Origin of the sequence: Burkholderia sp. GbtcB21, from assembly GCF_019091065.1 — a bacterium.
Taxonomy (GTDB): Bacteria; Pseudomonadota; Gammaproteobacteria; order Burkholderiales; family Burkholderiaceae; genus Burkholderia; species Burkholderia pyrrocinia_C.
The window spans coordinates 375,611-391,119 of the sequence record NZ_JAGXKA010000003.1 but is presented as its reverse complement, the minus strand read 5'-3'; the positions used below and the strand labels follow the sequence as shown (position 1 = coordinate 391,119).

The 15,509-nt window shown below is 63.2% G+C and carries 16 protein-coding genes; 9 read left to right on the top strand and 7 right to left on the bottom strand.

Annotated elements, in window-relative coordinates; all coding sequences use genetic code 11:
• Positions 1–33 precede the first annotated feature (33 nt).
• Positions 34–954: a hypothetical protein gene (locus tag KVT39_RS09800; protein WP_175747028.1), complete on the bottom strand. Its 921-nt coding sequence runs from the start codon at positions 952–954 to the stop codon at positions 34–36.
• Between the two features lie 351 nt (positions 955–1,305).
• Positions 1,306–1,500, bottom strand: coding sequence for a hypothetical protein (locus tag KVT39_RS09795; RefSeq protein ID WP_217588805.1), 195 nt, complete (start codon positions 1,498–1,500; stop codon positions 1,306–1,308).
• A gap of 374 nt (positions 1,501–1,874) precedes the next feature.
• Between KVT39_RS09795 and KVT39_RS09790 the strand changes: the two genes are divergently transcribed.
• The 8 genes from KVT39_RS09790 (at position 1,875) to KVT39_RS09755 (ending at position 8,709) form a co-directional block, all read left to right on the top strand.
• Positions 1,875–2,384, top strand: coding sequence for a hypothetical protein (locus KVT39_RS09790; RefSeq protein ID WP_034181997.1), 510 nt, complete (start codon positions 1,875–1,877; stop codon positions 2,382–2,384).
• 517 nt (positions 2,385–2,901) lie between these two features.
• Positions 2,902–3,414 (top strand): hypothetical protein, encoded by a 513-nt coding sequence (locus KVT39_RS09785; RefSeq protein ID WP_217588804.1) that lies wholly within the window; start codon positions 2,902–2,904, stop codon positions 3,412–3,414.
• 333 nt (positions 3,415–3,747) lie between these two features.
• Positions 3,748–4,896 carry a c-type cytochrome gene (locus tag KVT39_RS09780; protein WP_175746681.1) on the top strand — a complete coding sequence of 383 codons (1,149 nt, stop codon included), beginning with the start codon at positions 3,748–3,750 and terminating at the stop codon, positions 4,894–4,896.
• Between the two features lie 22 nt (positions 4,897–4,918).
• A complete protein-coding gene (ctaD, locus tag KVT39_RS09775; RefSeq protein WP_217588803.1) occupies positions 4,919–6,676 on the top strand; it encodes a cytochrome c oxidase subunit I in 1,758 nt (585 codons plus the stop codon).
• Positions 6,673–7,284, top strand: a complete 612-nt coding sequence (locus tag KVT39_RS09770) for a cytochrome c oxidase subunit 3 (RefSeq protein ID WP_217588802.1) — start codon at positions 6,673–6,675, stop codon at positions 7,282–7,284. Before ctaD ends, KVT39_RS09770 begins: the two co-directional genes overlap by 4 nt.
• Positions 7,281–7,988 carry a heme-copper oxidase subunit III family protein gene (locus KVT39_RS09765; RefSeq protein ID WP_034181992.1) on the top strand — a complete coding sequence of 236 codons (708 nt, stop codon included), beginning with the start codon at positions 7,281–7,283 and terminating at the stop codon, positions 7,986–7,988. The genes KVT39_RS09770 and KVT39_RS09765 overlap by 4 nt, the downstream gene beginning before the upstream one ends.
• An 8-nt stretch (positions 7,989–7,996) precedes the next feature.
• The gene (locus tag KVT39_RS09760; protein WP_034181991.1) at positions 7,997–8,338 is read left to right on the top strand and encodes a cytochrome C oxidase subunit IV family protein; all 342 of its coding nucleotides are present in this window, start codon (positions 7,997–7,999) and stop codon (positions 8,336–8,338) included.
• Between the two features lie 56 nt (positions 8,339–8,394).
• Entirely contained in the window at positions 8,395–8,709 is a 315-nt protein-coding gene (locus tag KVT39_RS09755; protein WP_105389802.1) for a high-potential iron-sulfur protein, read from the top strand.
• A 182-nt stretch (positions 8,710–8,891) separates the two neighbouring features.
• Here the strand turns inward: KVT39_RS09755 and KVT39_RS09750 are convergent, their stop codons facing one another.
• Positions 8,892–11,192 carry an NADP-dependent malic enzyme gene (locus KVT39_RS09750; protein ID WP_072438470.1) on the bottom strand — a complete coding sequence of 767 codons (2,301 nt, stop codon included), beginning with the start codon at positions 11,190–11,192 and terminating at the stop codon, positions 8,892–8,894.
• A gap of 136 nt (positions 11,193–11,328) precedes the next feature.
• Here KVT39_RS09750 and KVT39_RS09745 point away from each other — a divergent pair, with 136 nt between their 5' ends.
• Positions 11,329–12,300, top strand: coding sequence for a LysR substrate-binding domain-containing protein (locus tag KVT39_RS09745; protein WP_034181989.1), 972 nt, complete (start codon positions 11,329–11,331; stop codon positions 12,298–12,300).
• A gap of 178 nt (positions 12,301–12,478) precedes the next feature.
• On the opposite strand, the gene KVT39_RS09740 is transcribed toward KVT39_RS09745, so the two are convergent.
• The 4 genes from KVT39_RS09740 to KVT39_RS09725 all read right to left on the bottom strand — a co-directional run bounded on the left by KVT39_RS09740 (position 12,479) and on the right by KVT39_RS09725 (position 15,271).
• A complete protein-coding gene (locus KVT39_RS09740) occupies positions 12,479–12,973 on the bottom strand; it encodes a GNAT family N-acetyltransferase (RefSeq protein WP_034181988.1) in 495 nt (164 codons plus the stop codon).
• 87 nt (positions 12,974–13,060) lie between these two features.
• Positions 13,061–13,504: a hypothetical protein gene (locus KVT39_RS09735; RefSeq protein WP_034181987.1), complete on the bottom strand. Its 444-nt coding sequence runs from the start codon at positions 13,502–13,504 to the stop codon at positions 13,061–13,063.
• Positions 13,505–13,941: 437 nt separating this feature from the next.
• Positions 13,942–14,322: a VOC family protein gene (locus KVT39_RS09730; protein WP_105389774.1), complete on the bottom strand. Its 381-nt coding sequence runs from the start codon at positions 14,320–14,322 to the stop codon at positions 13,942–13,944.
• Positions 14,323–14,425: 103 nt separating this feature from the next.
• Positions 14,426–15,271, bottom strand: a complete 846-nt coding sequence (locus KVT39_RS09725; protein WP_217588989.1) for a GNAT family N-acetyltransferase — start codon at positions 15,269–15,271, stop codon at positions 14,426–14,428.
• Positions 15,272–15,509: the final 238 nt, after the last annotated feature.

The window sequence follows — 15,509 nt, the reverse complement described above, 5'->3', positions numbered from 1 at the left end:
TGCGACGCTGACGCTTACGCGCGGATGGCGCAATTAGCTGGGTGACTTAAGCGTGATGATCGTTTGACGCAGCAGCTGGAAATACGAACTCGTCGAGTACGGGAGCATTTGTTCGACGTAGTTCCACCAGAAGAAACCGCCGATGAAACGCGGGTCGTTCATGGTGTTGACCATCGGGTAATAGGTTTTGATCAGGTTCTGCTGCACCGACGCCGGCGCGGCGGTATCCGACGTACCGATTTCGCCGAAGCCGACCTTCGCGTTCGGGAAAATGCTTTCCAGTGCCGCGAAATCGTTCTTCCACGACGGGCTCAGCCCCGGGCAATCCTGGTACGGGTAGTAGCTGAACAACGCGTAGTCGGCCTGCTGGCGAACCGTCGACGACAGGAAGTTCATCGGCCAGGTCTTCCAGTAATCCTGGGGTTTCTCCCAGCAGTTGGTACCCTTGCTGTCGTCGTTGTAGTACAGCGTGATCGCAGTCTTGCCGCCGTTCGATTTCACGATCGTGTTGGCCGCGGCGACCATCTGGCCGATCTGCTGTTCTTGCGAATTGACCACCGAGTTCGTACCGCTCGGGTTGTTGCGCAGCCATTCGCCGTTGATTTCGTTGGCGATCTCCCACACGTCGACGGTGTTCTTCAGTTGCGACACCAATTCCTGCGTTCTCGCTTGATACGTGGAGAGCGTCGTCGGGAAATAGTAAGAATCGTAGATCTCGCCCATCACATACGCGACCGAGTGCAGGCGCAGCAGCGGTGCGTAGTAGTCCGAGGCCGGCGTATCCGGATCGAACACGACGCGCACCGTCGGCCGGTACGGCAGGTTCTGCAGCGACGCGATGATCGCATCGAGTTTCGTCAGATCATCGAGCGTCACGCCGTAGACCGGATTCTTCAGGGGTTCGACCTGAGCTTGGGCGGACTGGGATAAAGGCAAGAGCCCAGCATAAGCAATGCACGCGGCAACGGCCGTGCGCGAGATGTTTTTCGTCAGTCTTTTCAAAACGTCCTTCCGTCCTAAAGTAAGAAGAAGCGCGATTTTAGACGAAAATAAAAGCTAATTATCGGACGATATCGACAGAAATGGCTCCGGAACATCGCGAGGCGATGCATCACGCAGGAGAAGTTGCGACGCGATGCCTCCGGAAGAAATGTCCAGCATCCCTAAACGAATACCCAACAACATTGGTTCACAAGGCGGCCGAATAGTGAAACCCGTCACCAGCGGGATTCGGCTATGGATGCCTCGCGAACCCGTCGCCGCCCTGCTTCCGACGCTCGATCACGCAAACGTATGCGGCTGGTTTCAATCACCGTCAACGCCGCCATAGTCCCCATCCGACGCACCGGCGAACGCCTCAGTCCGTTCCGCGTTCGGATCATCGTTGATATGCGTATCCGCCACCGCCCGCCGATCGAGCAACAGAATGTTCGTTGCCGGGTAGGTGGAAACACCAGGCTTCTTGCCGATGACTGCGTAGACGAATCCGTGCGCGTTCATGCGAAGCCCGGGGCAACCCGCAGTCGACCTTTGCCGTGCGCGAGCCGTTCCCGAGCCGGGCCTCAAAGACAGCGCTCGTCTTTGGCAAGGTCGGCACACATCGACCGCCGAAGCCGCGCTCGCATAGGCCCGAGAACGGGGGTGATTCTTCCGATGACGTGGAGACCGGCTACCCGCGATTCATCGCGTGCATGGAAGCAACGATCACCGCAGGAGCGACCCAGGGTCGCCTGGCCGTGCAACGCACTCGCTGCGGCAGGTAATGAGTTGGGGTATGCGGCGCAACGCTCGCACGTACTGCGCGGCCGATGCTGACATAAAATGGAAAATGCTCTGTTGAAGATGAGCTGATGGCAAAAAAAAGGAGTGCCAACATGAGACGCCTTTATTTCCTCGTACCCGATACGCAGATGGCGAAGGCGATCGTCGACGACTTGCTGCGCGCGCGCATCATCTGGCGCCATATCCACGTCCTCGCCAATCACAGCGTCACGCTCGATCAGTTACCCGAAGCATCCTTGCTGCAAAGCAGCGACGTCGTGCACGCGCTCGAGCGCGGCGTCGCACTCGGCGGCGCGACGGGCGCGCTTATCGGTCTCGTCGCGCTTGTGTTCCCCCCTGCGGAGCTCGTGATCGCGGGCGGCGCCGTCGTCGCATTGACGTTGGCGGGAGCGGGCTTCGGGGCGTGGTCGGCCGCGATGATCGGCATCGCCGAGCCGAACGCGCGACTCCAGCGATTTCGTGAAGCTATCCGGGAAGGCCAGATCCTGATCATGGCCGACGTGCCGGGATTACGAGAGCAGGAAATCGAGGAGATGGTCGCCCAGCATTTTCCGAAGGCGGATCTGGAAGGCGGCGAGCCTACGACACCGATCTTCCCCTGAAACTCGAAAACCGGCATACGCAACACTCGAGGCTGTCTCTGCATCGAGCGTGTCGGCTTCACGCCGGTGTGAAATCGGCATACGTTCAAGCGGGAGAATTTTCGGGGTGCTCCCGCTGCCCCCGGCACGCCGGTACAAGGGGCTGTTCCGTGACATCCCGTGCCTATTTGCGCTGCATCAAATCAGACGCCCGCAATCGCGCGGCGCCACACTCTCCGTTCCCTTTCCCGACACGCGCCGGCGCCCTCGCCAGAACGCATCGATGCGTATCGCCGAGCGCGTTATCGCATAACCGCGGCCACGGGCGGCATGCTGCCGCGCGCCAACTGCCCGCCTGCCGACACACCGATGCCGAACTCCGAGCGGAACGCCGTCGTGCCACCCATCGCGCAGGGTTTTTGTACCTTGCGTTGGCACCCATATCTGCCATTCTGAATCGAATAAAGGACGTACTTTTGACGCGAGTGGCGCCTTCTGAACCTGAGTGCTGAAGCTGAACCGTCGGCAAGGAGGTCGTATGGAACTGAACATTCAATCGCACCATTGGCAACGGCGCAGGCCCGACTGGCTCGCTGCTGCCGTGGCCGGTCTTGCGGGCGGCGCCCTGGTGATCGTGCTCGAACTCTTCTGGTCGACCATGGTGCTCGACGAAAGCCCGTGGCAACCGACCCACAAGATCGCGGCAATGGTGATGGGCCGCAGTGCGCTCGAACAGATGTCGGTCTTCAGCTTCGGCATCGTGGGGACGGCGCTGTTACTGCACTACGTGCTCGGCGCCATCATGGGGATGATGCTCGCCGCGATCATTGCGCCGTTCCGCTTCGATTCGAGCGTGGGCATGGAGGCCGTCATCGGGCTGGCTTTCGGGATCGTCGCGTATGTGTGGAACTTCTATGTGATGACAGCCGTGTTCCCATGGTTCATCTCGGAGCGGGGCTCCGGACCCTTGTTGGCAAACCTGTTGTTCGGTGTGGTCACCGCCGTCGTCTACGGCATGCTCGAACGGCGCAAGCAGGAAGCGATGCACTGACACGCCGTTTTTTCTGCCGTGCTTAAAGACCCGGCGCCCTCGCGGGACAGCCGCCTCGACAACCGATGCGGAAGGCGGCCGTTTTGCATTGCATCGCAGCGATGCGGCTCCTCCATTCGCGCGATGTGCGTATGGCGCGCGCCGCCCCGTTGCGCTGCCTTGCACGATGCAAAGGAGAGGACTACCTTTTCTTTAGCGCCGCTTGCAACGCTTGGCGAATCGGACCTGGCAGACTGCCGGCGAAAACAACCATACGAAGTACGGCAAGGCGGCACAACGACGTCAGGAGCGCTTGTCGGCGGCTCCGGCGAGTGACACGCAGCGAGGCGGCCCATGGCCCTTGCGATTGCCCTGATCCTGATCATCGTATTGGCGGTGGGGTTTCACTTTGCCAGTCCCTGGTGGATCACGCCGATCGCGTCGAACTGGGTGCGCATGGACGACATGCTGACGATCACGCTCGTCATTACCGGCGCGTTCTTCATCGCGATCAACCTGTTCATCGTGATCGCACTGGTGCGCTACCGCCACCGCAGCGGGCATCGCGCGGCCTACGAGCCGCACAACAGGCGGCTGGAATGGTGGCTGATCGGCCTGACCGCTGTCGGCGTGGCGGCGTTGCTGGCACCGGGGCTCTTCGTCTACGCGGACTACATCCGGCCGCCGCGCAACGTGCTGCAGATGGAGGTGCTCGGCCAGCAATGGCAATGGCGCTTCCGCTTCGCCGGCCCCGGCGGCAAGCTGGGCACGACGGACGTACGCTACATCGGCAACGACAACCCCTTCGGCCTGAACCCCGGCGACCCCAACGGCCGTGACAACTACCTGATCGAGGCGCCCGAGGTACACCTGCCGCTCAACCGGCCGATCCAGGTCCTGGCACGGTCGCGCGACGTGCTGCACGACTTCTACGTCCCGCCGTTCCGTGCGCGCATGAACATGGTGCCCGGCATGGTGACCACCTTCTGGTTCACGCCGACCAAGGCGGGGCGTTACGACATCCTGTGCGCACAGCTTTGCGGTATCGGGCACTCCGGCATGCGCGGTGTGGTGGTGGTGGAAGACGAAGCATCGTTCTCGCGCTGGCTCGCGCAGCAGACCACGTTCGCGCAGCGGCAGCAGGCCAGGGTGCAGGCGGCAGCAGCCGCTACCGGCGGCAGCGCCCAGGCGCTTGCCGACCAGGGCAAGACGCTCGCGGCGGCCAAGGGCTGCGTCGCCTGCCATACCGTGGACGGCAGTCCGCGCGTGGGCCCCACCTGGAAAGGCCTGTACGGCAAGACCGAAACGATGGCCGACGGCAGCACCGCGAAGGTGGACGAAGCCTATCTGCGCGCCTTCATCCGCGACCCGAAGGCCCGCGTCGTGAAGGGCTTCTCGCCCGTCATGCCGACCTTCGACCTGAGCGAGCAGGAACTGACCGCGCTGGTGGCCTACATCAAGTCGCTAGGCGGTCCGGCCGCCAGCAGCGCAACGAATCCCTAGCGAATCCCCAGCGGAGCACGCAATGCCCTACGCGCACACCGACCACGTCCCGCAAAGCTTCTGGACCCGCTATGTCTGGAGCCAGGACCACAAGGTCATCGCCGTGCAGTATGCGCTGACGGCCATCGCCATCGGCCTGGTCGGCCTGGTGTTGTCGGACCTGATGCGGCTGCAGCTCGGCTTTCCCGGCAAGTTCAGCTTCATCGACGCCAACCATTACTACCAGTTCGTCACCATGCACGGGATGATCATGGTGATCTACCTGCTGACGGCGCTGTTTCTGGGCGGCTTCGGCAACTACCTGATCCCGTTGATGCTGGGCGCGCGCGACATGGTGTTCCCGTTTCTCAACATGCTGAGCTACTGGGTCTACCTGCTGGCCGTGCTGGTGCTGACGGCGAGCTTCTTCGTGCCGGGCGGGCCGACCGGCGCGGGCTGGACGCTGTATCCGCCGCAGGCCATCCTGCCGGGCACGCCGGGCGTGGAATGGGGCATCGTGCTGATGCTCGTGTCGCTGGCGATCTTCATCGTCGCGGCAACGATGGGCGGCCTGAATTACGTCACCACCACGCTGCAGGCGCGCACCCGCGGCATGACGCTCATGCGCATGCCGCTCACGGTGTGGGGCATCTTCATCGCGACCATCATGGCGCTGCTGGCGTTTCCGGCGCTGTTCGTGTCGGCGGTGATGATGCTGCTCGACAGGATACTCGGCACCAGCTTCTTCATACCGGCCGTGGTGTCGATGGGGCAGACGCTCAAGCATGCCGGCGGCAGCCCGCTGCTGTTCCAGCACCTGTTCTGGTTCTTCGGGCATCCGGAGGTCTACATCGTCGCGCTGCCGGCCTTCGGCATCGCGTCGGACCTCATCAGCACGCACGCGCGCAAGAGCATCTTCGGCTACCGGATGATGGTGTGGGCCATCGTCGTCATCGGCGCGCTGAGCTTCGTGGTCTGGGCTCACCACATGTTCGTCGCCGGCATGAATCCGTACTTCGGCTTCTTCTTTGCCACGACCACGCTCATCATCGCCATCCCGACCGCGCTCAAGGTCTACAACTGGGTGCTGACGCTGTGGCGCGGCGATATCCACCTGACCGTGCCGATGCTGTTCGCCATCGGCTTCATCAGCACCTTCGTGCTGGGTGGGCTGACCGGGCTCTATCTCGGCAACGTGAGCGTGGACATTCCGCTGTCGAACACGTACTTCGTGGTCGCGCACTTCCATATGGTGATGGCCGTGTCGCCGATCCTGGTGGTGTTCGGCGGCATCTACCACTGGTATCCGAAGGTGACGGGCCGCATGCTGAACGATACGCTCGGGCGCGCGCACTTCTGGATCACCTTCGTCGGCACCTATGCGATCTACTTCCCGATGCACTATCTCGGCGTCCTGGGCATGCCGCGGCGGTATTACGCGTACGAGGGCTACAGCTTCATTCCCCATTCGGCGCAGACGCTCAACACGTTCATCACCGTCGTTGCGCTGATCGTTGCGGCGGCGCAGCTGCTGTTCCTGTACAACCTGGCGTGGAGCCTCGTGCGCGGCAAGCGCGCCGACGGCAATCCGTGGCGGGCCACCACGCTCGAATGGCAGACGCCGCAAACGCCGCCCGTGCACGGCAACTGGGGCGCCGCGCTGCCCGTCGTCTACCGCTGGGCTTACGAATACAGCCCGCCGGGGCACAAGGAAGACTTCGTCCCGCAAAACCAGCCGCCTGCGACGGCGCCCGAGCCGGCGGCCCATCCGACGCTTCAACCCGGAGAGGCACGCGAATGACCACACTGCCCCGCCCTTACGTTCCCGACGCGCCACCGGTCCTGCCGAATGCGAGCCGCATCGGCCTGATGGTCTTCATGGCGGTGGCGACGACGTTGTTTTCGCTGCTGCTGCTCGCTTATGGCATGCGCATGCGCGAGCCCGACTGGCAGCCGATCCCGCATCCGGCGCTGCTGTGGTGGAACACCGGTGCGCTGGTGCTGGCAAGCGTCGCCATGCAGCGTGCCCGGCAGCTGACCTTGCACCGCGTCGCGTGGCTCGCGTCCGGCGGCGTGCTGGCGGCCGTGTTCGTGATCGGGCAACTGGTCGCCTGGCGCATGCTGTCGGAAGCCGGGCAGACCGTCACCGTCAATCCTTCCAACAGCTTCCTCTACCTGCTCACCGGCCTGCACGGATTGCATGTGCTGGGCGGGCTGGCGGCCTGGGCCGTGACGATCGCGCGTCTCCGGCACGCGGCCCCGTTCCGGGCCCAGCGCGCCATCGCGCTGTGCGCGATCTACTGGCATTTCCTGCTGGCTGTCTGGCTCGTGCTGCTGGCGGCGATGTGGTGGCTCACCCCTGCGTTCGTCGCGGCCATCTGCGGGCCGCTGTATGGAGCCGCGCCATGACCGCACCCACGCTTCCCACCGAATCCGCCGACACCCCGCCCACCGACGCCGGGCCCGACGGCTGGCGCGGCATCGTCACGGACTGGTCGGCCGACCGCGAAGCCTTCAAGGTGCCGTGGGGCAAGGCGATGATGTGGATCTTCCTGCTGTCTGACACCTTCGTCTTCAGCAGCTTCCTGATCGGCTACATGTCGGTGCGCATGTCGACCACGGTGCCGTGGCCCGATCCCTCCAAGGTGTTCGGGCTCACGGTGGGCGGCGTGGACGTGCCGTTGCTGCTGATCGCCATCATGACGTTCACGCTGATCACCAGCAGCGGCACCATGGCGATGGCCGTCAACTTCGGCTACCGGCGCAACGCCAGGCGCGCCGCCGCCCTGTTGCTGGCCACCGCGCTGCTGGGCGCGACATTCGTGTCGATGCAGGCCTTCGAATGGACCAAGCTGATCGTCCATGAAGGGATCCGCCCGTGGGGCAACCCGCTGGGCGCGGCGCAGTTTGGCGCGTGCTTCTTCATGATCACCGGGTTCCACGGCTTTCACGTGACCTGCGGCGTGATCTACCTGCTGCTGATCGCGCGCAAGATCCTGCAGCCGGGGTTTACCGAGCACGGCAACTTCCAGATCGTCGAGATCGCCGGCTTGTACTGGCACTTCGTCGACCTGGTGTGGGTGTTCATCTTCGCGCTGTTCTATTTGTGGTGAGGCACGCCATGGACCACACCGATCCCGCCGATCGACCCGACGCCGCGCACGGCCAGCAGCATCCGATCGGCCTTTACCTGAAGATCTGGGGCCTGCTGTTCGTGCTGAGCACGTTGTCGTACATGGTGGATTACTTCCACGTGCAGGGCCTGCTGCGCTGGGTGCTGATCGTCGTGCTCATGATCGCCAAGGCCGGGCTGATCGTATCGATTTTCATGCACATGATGTGGGAGCGGCTGGCGCTGGTGTACGCCATCCTGATACCGCCCCTGTGCCTGCTGGTGCTGATGGTGCTGATGGCGGCCGAAGCGCATCACACGTTCGGCATGCGGGAGCTCTTCTTCCACTGATCCCTTCGCCGCCCGTTCGTCACGCGACGAGCGCTTCGCACATGAAGGAGGACGCCATGAAATTTTCACGCCGACGTTTTATTGCAACCACCACCGTTCTGGCATCCGCGCTGACATTTGGACGCCGCGCGGCGGCGGCAGATGCCGGTGCCGTTCAGGAATCCGATGCAAATGCCCAGGCTCTCGGTTACAAGACCGATGCAAGCCGGGTCGACCACGCGAAGTTCCCTCAATTCCAGGCGGGCCAGGCTTGTGCGAGCTGCCAGTTCTTCCAGGGCAAGACCGGCGCCGCGATGGCGCCGTGCACCATTTTCAGCGGCAAGCAGGTCAATGCCAAAGGCTGGTGCAGCGCCTATGCGAAAAAGGCGTAGCAGCGGCGGCGTGGCGGCCGTGCTGCCGGCGGCCTGAAACGGCATCGGCGTGCCAAAGTGGAATTGCGCCTCAGGTGCGCGTTGGAGCGGCCGCTCGCCGATGCGTCTCGAGCGGCAGAAACCGGCCGGGCACCGACAAACGCGGGGGATGGCCGCAGCCCTCCCCCACGAGCGCCGATCGATCAGGCAGAAGCACTCCGATTGGCCTCGATCACCGTCAACGCCGCCATATTCACGATCCGCCGCACCGTCGAGCTCGAAGTGAGGATGTTCACCGGCGCGTTGACTCCGAGCAGGAACGGCCCCACCGCCACATTGCTGCCCGCCTCGGTCTTGAGCAGGTTGTACGCAATGTTCCCCGCATCGACGTTCGGACAAACGAGCAGATTGGCCGCGCCCTTGAGCGGCGACATCGGCAGCAGCCGCGACCGCAGCCCTTCATCGAGCGCACAGTCGCCGTGCATCTCGCCATCCGCCTCGATATCAGGCGCCTGCTCCCGGACGATCTCCAGCGCCCGGCGCATCTTCACACCCGAAGCCGCGCTGCCTGACCCGAAGTTCGAGCGCGACAGCAACGCAGCCTTCGGCGTCAGGTTCAGCCACTCCATCTGCCGGGCCGCGGCAATCGTGAATTCCGCGATCTGCTCGGCATCGGGGTTATCGTTCACGTGCGTATCCACCAGCGCCACCGTCCGCTGGTCGAGCAACAGAATGTTCATCGCCGCGTAGGTGGACGCACCGGGCTTCTTGCCGATCACTTCGTCGACGAACCGCAGGTGATTGTGATACTCGCCAACCGTCCCGCAGATCATCCCGTCCGCATCGCCGAGCCGCACCATCATCGCGCCGATCAAGGTCAGGCGACGCCGCATTTCGACGCGCGCCATCTCCTTCGAAATGCCGTCCCGGCAGCGCAGTTCCCAATACGTCGTCCAGTATTGCGGGAACCGCTCGTCATATTCCGGATTGGTCACTTCGACATCCTGACCGAGCCGAATACGCAGGCCAAACCGCTCGATCCGAGCCAGCAGCACCTCCGGACGCCCCACCAGGATCGGACGCGCCAGCTTCTCGTCGACGATCACCTGCACGGCGCGAAGCACGCGCTCGTCCTCGCCTTCGGTGAAGACGATCCTTGCCTTGCCGCCGTCACGCACAAGCTGACGCGCCGTCGCGAACAGCGGCTTCATGAACGCGCCGGAGTGGTAGACGAATTGCTGCAGTTGCTCGACATACGCGTCGAGATCCGTCAGCGGGCGCGTCGCCACGCCGCCTTCCATCGCCGCCCTGGCCACGGCCGGCGCGATACGCACGATCAGGCGCGGATCGAACGGCTTCGGAATCAGGTATTGCGGGCCGAAGGCCACGTCGTACGCACCATAGGCCGCCGCCACGACTTCGTTCTGCTCCTCCTCGGCAAGACCCGCGATCGCGTGAACAGCGGCGATCTCCATTTCGCGGGTGATCGTCGTCGCGCCCACGTCCAGTGCGCCGCGGAAAATGTACGGGAAACAGAGGACGTTGTTGACCTGGTTCGGGTAGTCCGAGCGGCCCGTCGCGATGACGACATCGTCGCGCGTCGCATGCGCCAGTTCCGGGAAGATTTCCGGCGTCGGGTTGGCCAGCGCGAGAATCAGCGGACGCGCCGCCATCTCCTTCAGCATCTCCGCGCTCAGAATGCCGCCGACCGACAGGCCGAGGAACACGTCTGCGCCGCCGATGACTTCGGACAGCTTGCGCGCATCGGTTTCCTGCGCGAAGCGCGACTTTGCCGGGTCCATCAGCGTGGTACGGCCGCGATAGACGACGCCTTCGATGTCGGTCACCCAGATGTTTTCGACCGGCAGCCCGAGGTCGACCAGCAGGTCCAGGCAGGCCAGCGCGGCCGCACCGGCCCCCGACGTCACGACCTTCACCTCCGAAATCGACTTCCCGACGACCTTCAGCCCGTTGATGAACGCGGCCGATACGGTGATGGCGGTGCCGTGCTGATCGTCGTGGAAGACGGGAATCTTCATGCGTTCGCGCAGCTTCTGCTCGACCGTGAAGCACTCCGGCGCCTTGATGTCCTCGAGATTGATGCCGCCGAACGTGGGTTCGAGGCCGGCGATGATGTCGACCAGCTTGTCCGGATCGGTCTCGTTGATCTCGATGTCGAAGACGTCGATCCCGGCGAACTTCTTGAACAGGACGGCCTTGCCTTCCATGACCGGCTTCGATGCGAGCGGGCCGATGTTGCCCAGACCGAGCACCGCGGTGCCGTTGGTGATCACGCCCACCAGATTGCCGCGGCTCGTGAAGCGGTGCGCCTGCAGCGGATCGGCCGCGATCGACTCGCACACGCCTGCCACGCCCGGCGTATAGGCCAGCGCGAGATCGCGCTGGGTCACGAGCGGCTTGCTGGCGACGACCGAGATCTTCCCCGGGGTCGGAAACTCGTGATAGTCGAACGCTGCCTGCTGCTGTGTCTCTGTCTGTTTCATGTTTTTCGGTCCGGGCACGGGCGCCAGGCCAGTCCCGGCGCGATCCATGGAGGTGATTCTAGGGATCAGCCATAAGGAGATGATTCTGTTTTAATATCGGTCCATCACTTTTTCATGATGAATGCATGACCAGTCAATGACTTTTGACGCAAACGACGTGGTCAGGCGGCTGGGCGCTCGTCTGAAGATTCGGCATCTGGTGCTGTTGTTGCAGATCCAGCAGCACGGGTCGCTGACGCGCGTCGCGGAGCACATGGCCAGCAGCCAGCCCGCCGTGACGAACGCGCTGTCCGAGCTGGAGAGCATGTTCGGCACGCCGCTGTTCGAGCGCTCGTCGCGCGGCATGCGGCCGACCGCGCTCGGCGCGGTCGTGCTCGAACGGGCGAAGGCGATGATCAAGGATCTCGACCACCTCGCCCGCGAGATGGAGGCCGTCGCCGCCGGGCATGCGGCCCACCTGCACATCGGCGTGATTCCGTTCATTTCCGGCCAGATGCTGTCGGCGGCGCTGAAGCGGCTGCAAGCGCGCATGGAACGGCGCCTGACCGTGACGATCCACGAAGGCACCAGCGATCAGCTGCTGCTGCAGCTAAAGGACCACAGCGTCGACATCGTGATCGGGCGGGCGTCGTCGGCGGTCGATCTGGGCCGGGTTTCCTTCGAGGTGCTGTACCAGCAGCAGCCGCGCATGATCGCGAGCCGCCGTCTTGCCGCGAAACTGGCCCGCACGACGCTGGACTGGAACAAGCTGCACGCGCTCGACTGGATTCTCGGCGCGCCGCATACGCCGATGCGGGAGCAGGTGACCGACCTGTTTCTGTCGGCCGGCATCCCGCCGCCCGTTCCGATCGTCGAAAGCTACTCGTCCAAGCTGATCGGCGAGATGATCGCGTCGAGCGACGAGGCCGTGTCGATCGTGCCGGCCGATATCGCGGAGGAACTGGTGCGGATTGCCGGCGTGGCGATCGTGCCTTACTCGCTGGTGTGGACGCTTCCGCCGATTGCGCTGTTTACCCGCTCCGCCGACGCGCGCTCGCCGGCGCGGGATTTGCTCGTCGAGGCGCTACGGGAGGTGTGTAAGGAGACGTATGGGGAAGCGCGGAGATGAGGTCAAGATCACGCCGAGCGTCTTGCAGGTCCAGCGCATGCCCTCTCCCTCCCTGATTCATTAAGTTCCGCAGATTGTCGACGATGCGGCCGCCGCCGTCGAACGGATGGTTGCGGCCAACTACGTGCGGCAATCTGGCCAGGCATGTACGAAACGCCTGTCGGCGTTCCGATCGAAGCTAGTCAGCCGGTTTCTCGTACAGTGACCAGACACAGCCGTCTGATTTCAGTCCTGCGCGGATAAAACCGAGCGACTCGTAGTACGCACATAGCTTCGTGTTTTCGGTGGCGCAGTCGAGTCGAACAAGGCGTCGGTTCAAACCGCTCACCTTGAGAGCGCACCAATCAAGCATGAAGCTGCCGAGCCCGAGCCCGTTAAAGCCTTGCCGCACACACAGCCCATGCACATAACCGGCGATCGGCTCTTGAGGCCCCCAGTGTTTGTCATCGTCCAGACCGAACGAAAACGTTCCGGCCGGCGTGCCATCCAGTTCGACGACATACACTTCTTTTTCGGAGACGTTGTTTCGCACCCATCGCTCGGAAAAACCGTCACCGTCCTTGCCCCACGCGTAGTCACCGTGCGCAACCTTCTTCGCGTGCGCGTCGTTCCGGATCTGTGTAAGAGCCGGCACATCGTCTGCCGTCGCTCTGCGGACGCCTTTCGAGGTCATCGCTTGTCTCTCCGTTGAATCTTCATTTCGTGCTCAAACGCCGCTATCGCGCACGTCTGCATTCGCGATGGCAACGGCGCGGCGATCTTACGAAGCCGTCCCCTGAAACCAACGCGAACACGGCCCCGAGTAAATGAGTACGGTTGCAATCGCATTGGCGAAAAAGGCCACTTCGAACAGGTTCACATTGAATGGCAACGCCATCGCGAGAAAGGCAACTGTCGTGACAAGCGTGAGCAGCAATTCCAGCATTCGCGCCAGCTTTTGTCGCTGGCAGAGGCCCACGATCAGGCTGGCGTTCAGGAAAAGCCAGAAAGCCTGAATCATCACGACCGCGACGAGCCCTTGACGCATGTCGGTCAACTTCGCCGCGGGTACTTCGTCAATCTGACTGAAACCGATAATCAGGAGCATGACGGCATAACCAACCTCAATGAGCCAGACAACGGTGAAGAGCGCGATGGCGTGACGGATCTGCGGAGGTGCGTCGGCGCGAAACGCCGGCATAGCCTTCAACTTGCTTATTAACATCGTCTTATCGGGTAGCCAGTGGCCCCCGCCCCGGAATTTGTTTGTCTCTTCCCCGCCGCTTGCAGGTATCGCGCAGCGACGAGATCAATGTCGAGTACTTAAACCCTGCCGGAGCGACTCATAAATCCCCGCGCCGGCATCAACGATGAACAAACGTGCAATGACGTTGCAGACAACGCGCCAGATACCGCGCAGACGAGTCGCACCGAAATACAAACCGACAACACCGACACACAGCGTCGCGGGCCAGTAGATGGCGCCAAACAGAATCACGATGACCGGAAAAGGTAATCGATGGCGATGTCACTCATCCCGGAACGCTCCGTCGCTTGCGTGGCGCACACGCCCACTGATGGTTTCGAAGACATCCGTCGGCCGCCGCCCCTCGACACGTGACGTGCGACTCGATCCCGCGGCCTGCCTCGCGCGCCTGAGAATCACCCCTCCGCCTTCTGACAAACCACCTCGATATTGTGCCCATCCGGCCCGATGACGAACGCCGCGTAGTAATTCGCGCTATAACGCGGCCTCAACCCCGGCGCGCCATTATCTTTCCCGCCCGCCTCCAGCGCCGCACGATAAAACTCGTCGACTTGCCGCCGATTCTCGGCCTTGAATGCGATGTGAAGATGCGCGGGCTTCTCCGAAGTCTGGAACAGGCACAACGAAGGCTGCCACGGCCCCGGCGGACAAAGCTCGACGCCGTACGAAGGCTCCCCCTCCGCCGCGACTACTACGCCAAGCGGCTCGAGTGCCTTGAGGAAGAACGCCTTGCTCGCTGCGAAATCACTGACTCCGAATTTGACGTGGTCAAACATGAGTTCCCTCTCGGATAGTTGGGCCCGCCCGCGCCCCGGTGTGATGTACGGATCACCGCGATGTTGCCACATGCAGCCGTCGACGGCTGCCCCGTCCGCCCCATCACCCCAGCTCGAACGACGTCACCCCGAACACGCGATCGATCGCGATCGCGGGCGCTTCTTTCGTGTACATCCGCGCGGTTTCGAACACGCTCGTCATCCCGTGCCGCTCCGCCAGCGCGACGGCCGCAGGATTCGTTTCCGGCACGTCGAGCACGATGACCTCGCCGGGCATGCTCGCCGCCAGCGCGCGAAACAGCCCGGTAGCGACGCCTGCATCATCGGCGAAGAGCGGGCCGATCTTGCACCCCTCGTTGCAGCGGCGCACGACACCGTATCCGGCGACACGGCCGGCGTCGACCGTTGCGAGCGCAACGGCATCCGGCTGCGCGATCCACGCGGAGACGAAACGCTCGCGCGCCGCGGGGAAACACTGGCGATCGTAGGCAAGCAACTGCTCGAACGGCACATCGGCCGCTGCCGCTACATGCGCGCACCCGATGCCGTCCACGCGGCCCTGATAGCGAATGTTGCGGTACGCGAGCCGGAACCCGGACTTCCCGTAGTTCGCTTGCTGGGCGACGACACCATCGAGGCCGACGTTGCGGTCTCCAAGATAACGCATGCCGTGCTGCCAGATTCGCATACCGAAGCCTTTGCCGCGAAACCCGGGCTTCACGATGTAAAGACCGATGAAGCCGAAGTGTTCGTCATAGGCGACGGCGGAAAGGCACGCGACCGGCTCGCCGCGCCAAACGCCGACGAAGAACCCGGCCGGGTCCGCTTCCCTGAAGCAGCGCGGGTCATGCCAGCCGGGATTCCACCCTTCCGCAGCCGCCCATTCGACCGCCATGACTACCTCGTCGGCCGACATGGTGCGCACGATAAAGTCACCGCCTTGATCCATGGTTCGCCCCACTCGCGGCTTTAAAGATCGCCGCCTCGTGTTACGGAAAATGCATCGGGAAAGCGCCGGCAAGCGAGCACCGGCCAATTGACGGAACAGGCCGCGCAATCGTGCCCAAAGCCACGGCTGCCGATCGCGTCATCATAATCCCAAGGGCGGGTATCAGATGCGGATTCAACCCGTGCCGCCGCTGGAGGCCCCGTTATCGATCGAAGCGAATGATCAGGCAGCGCCCGGT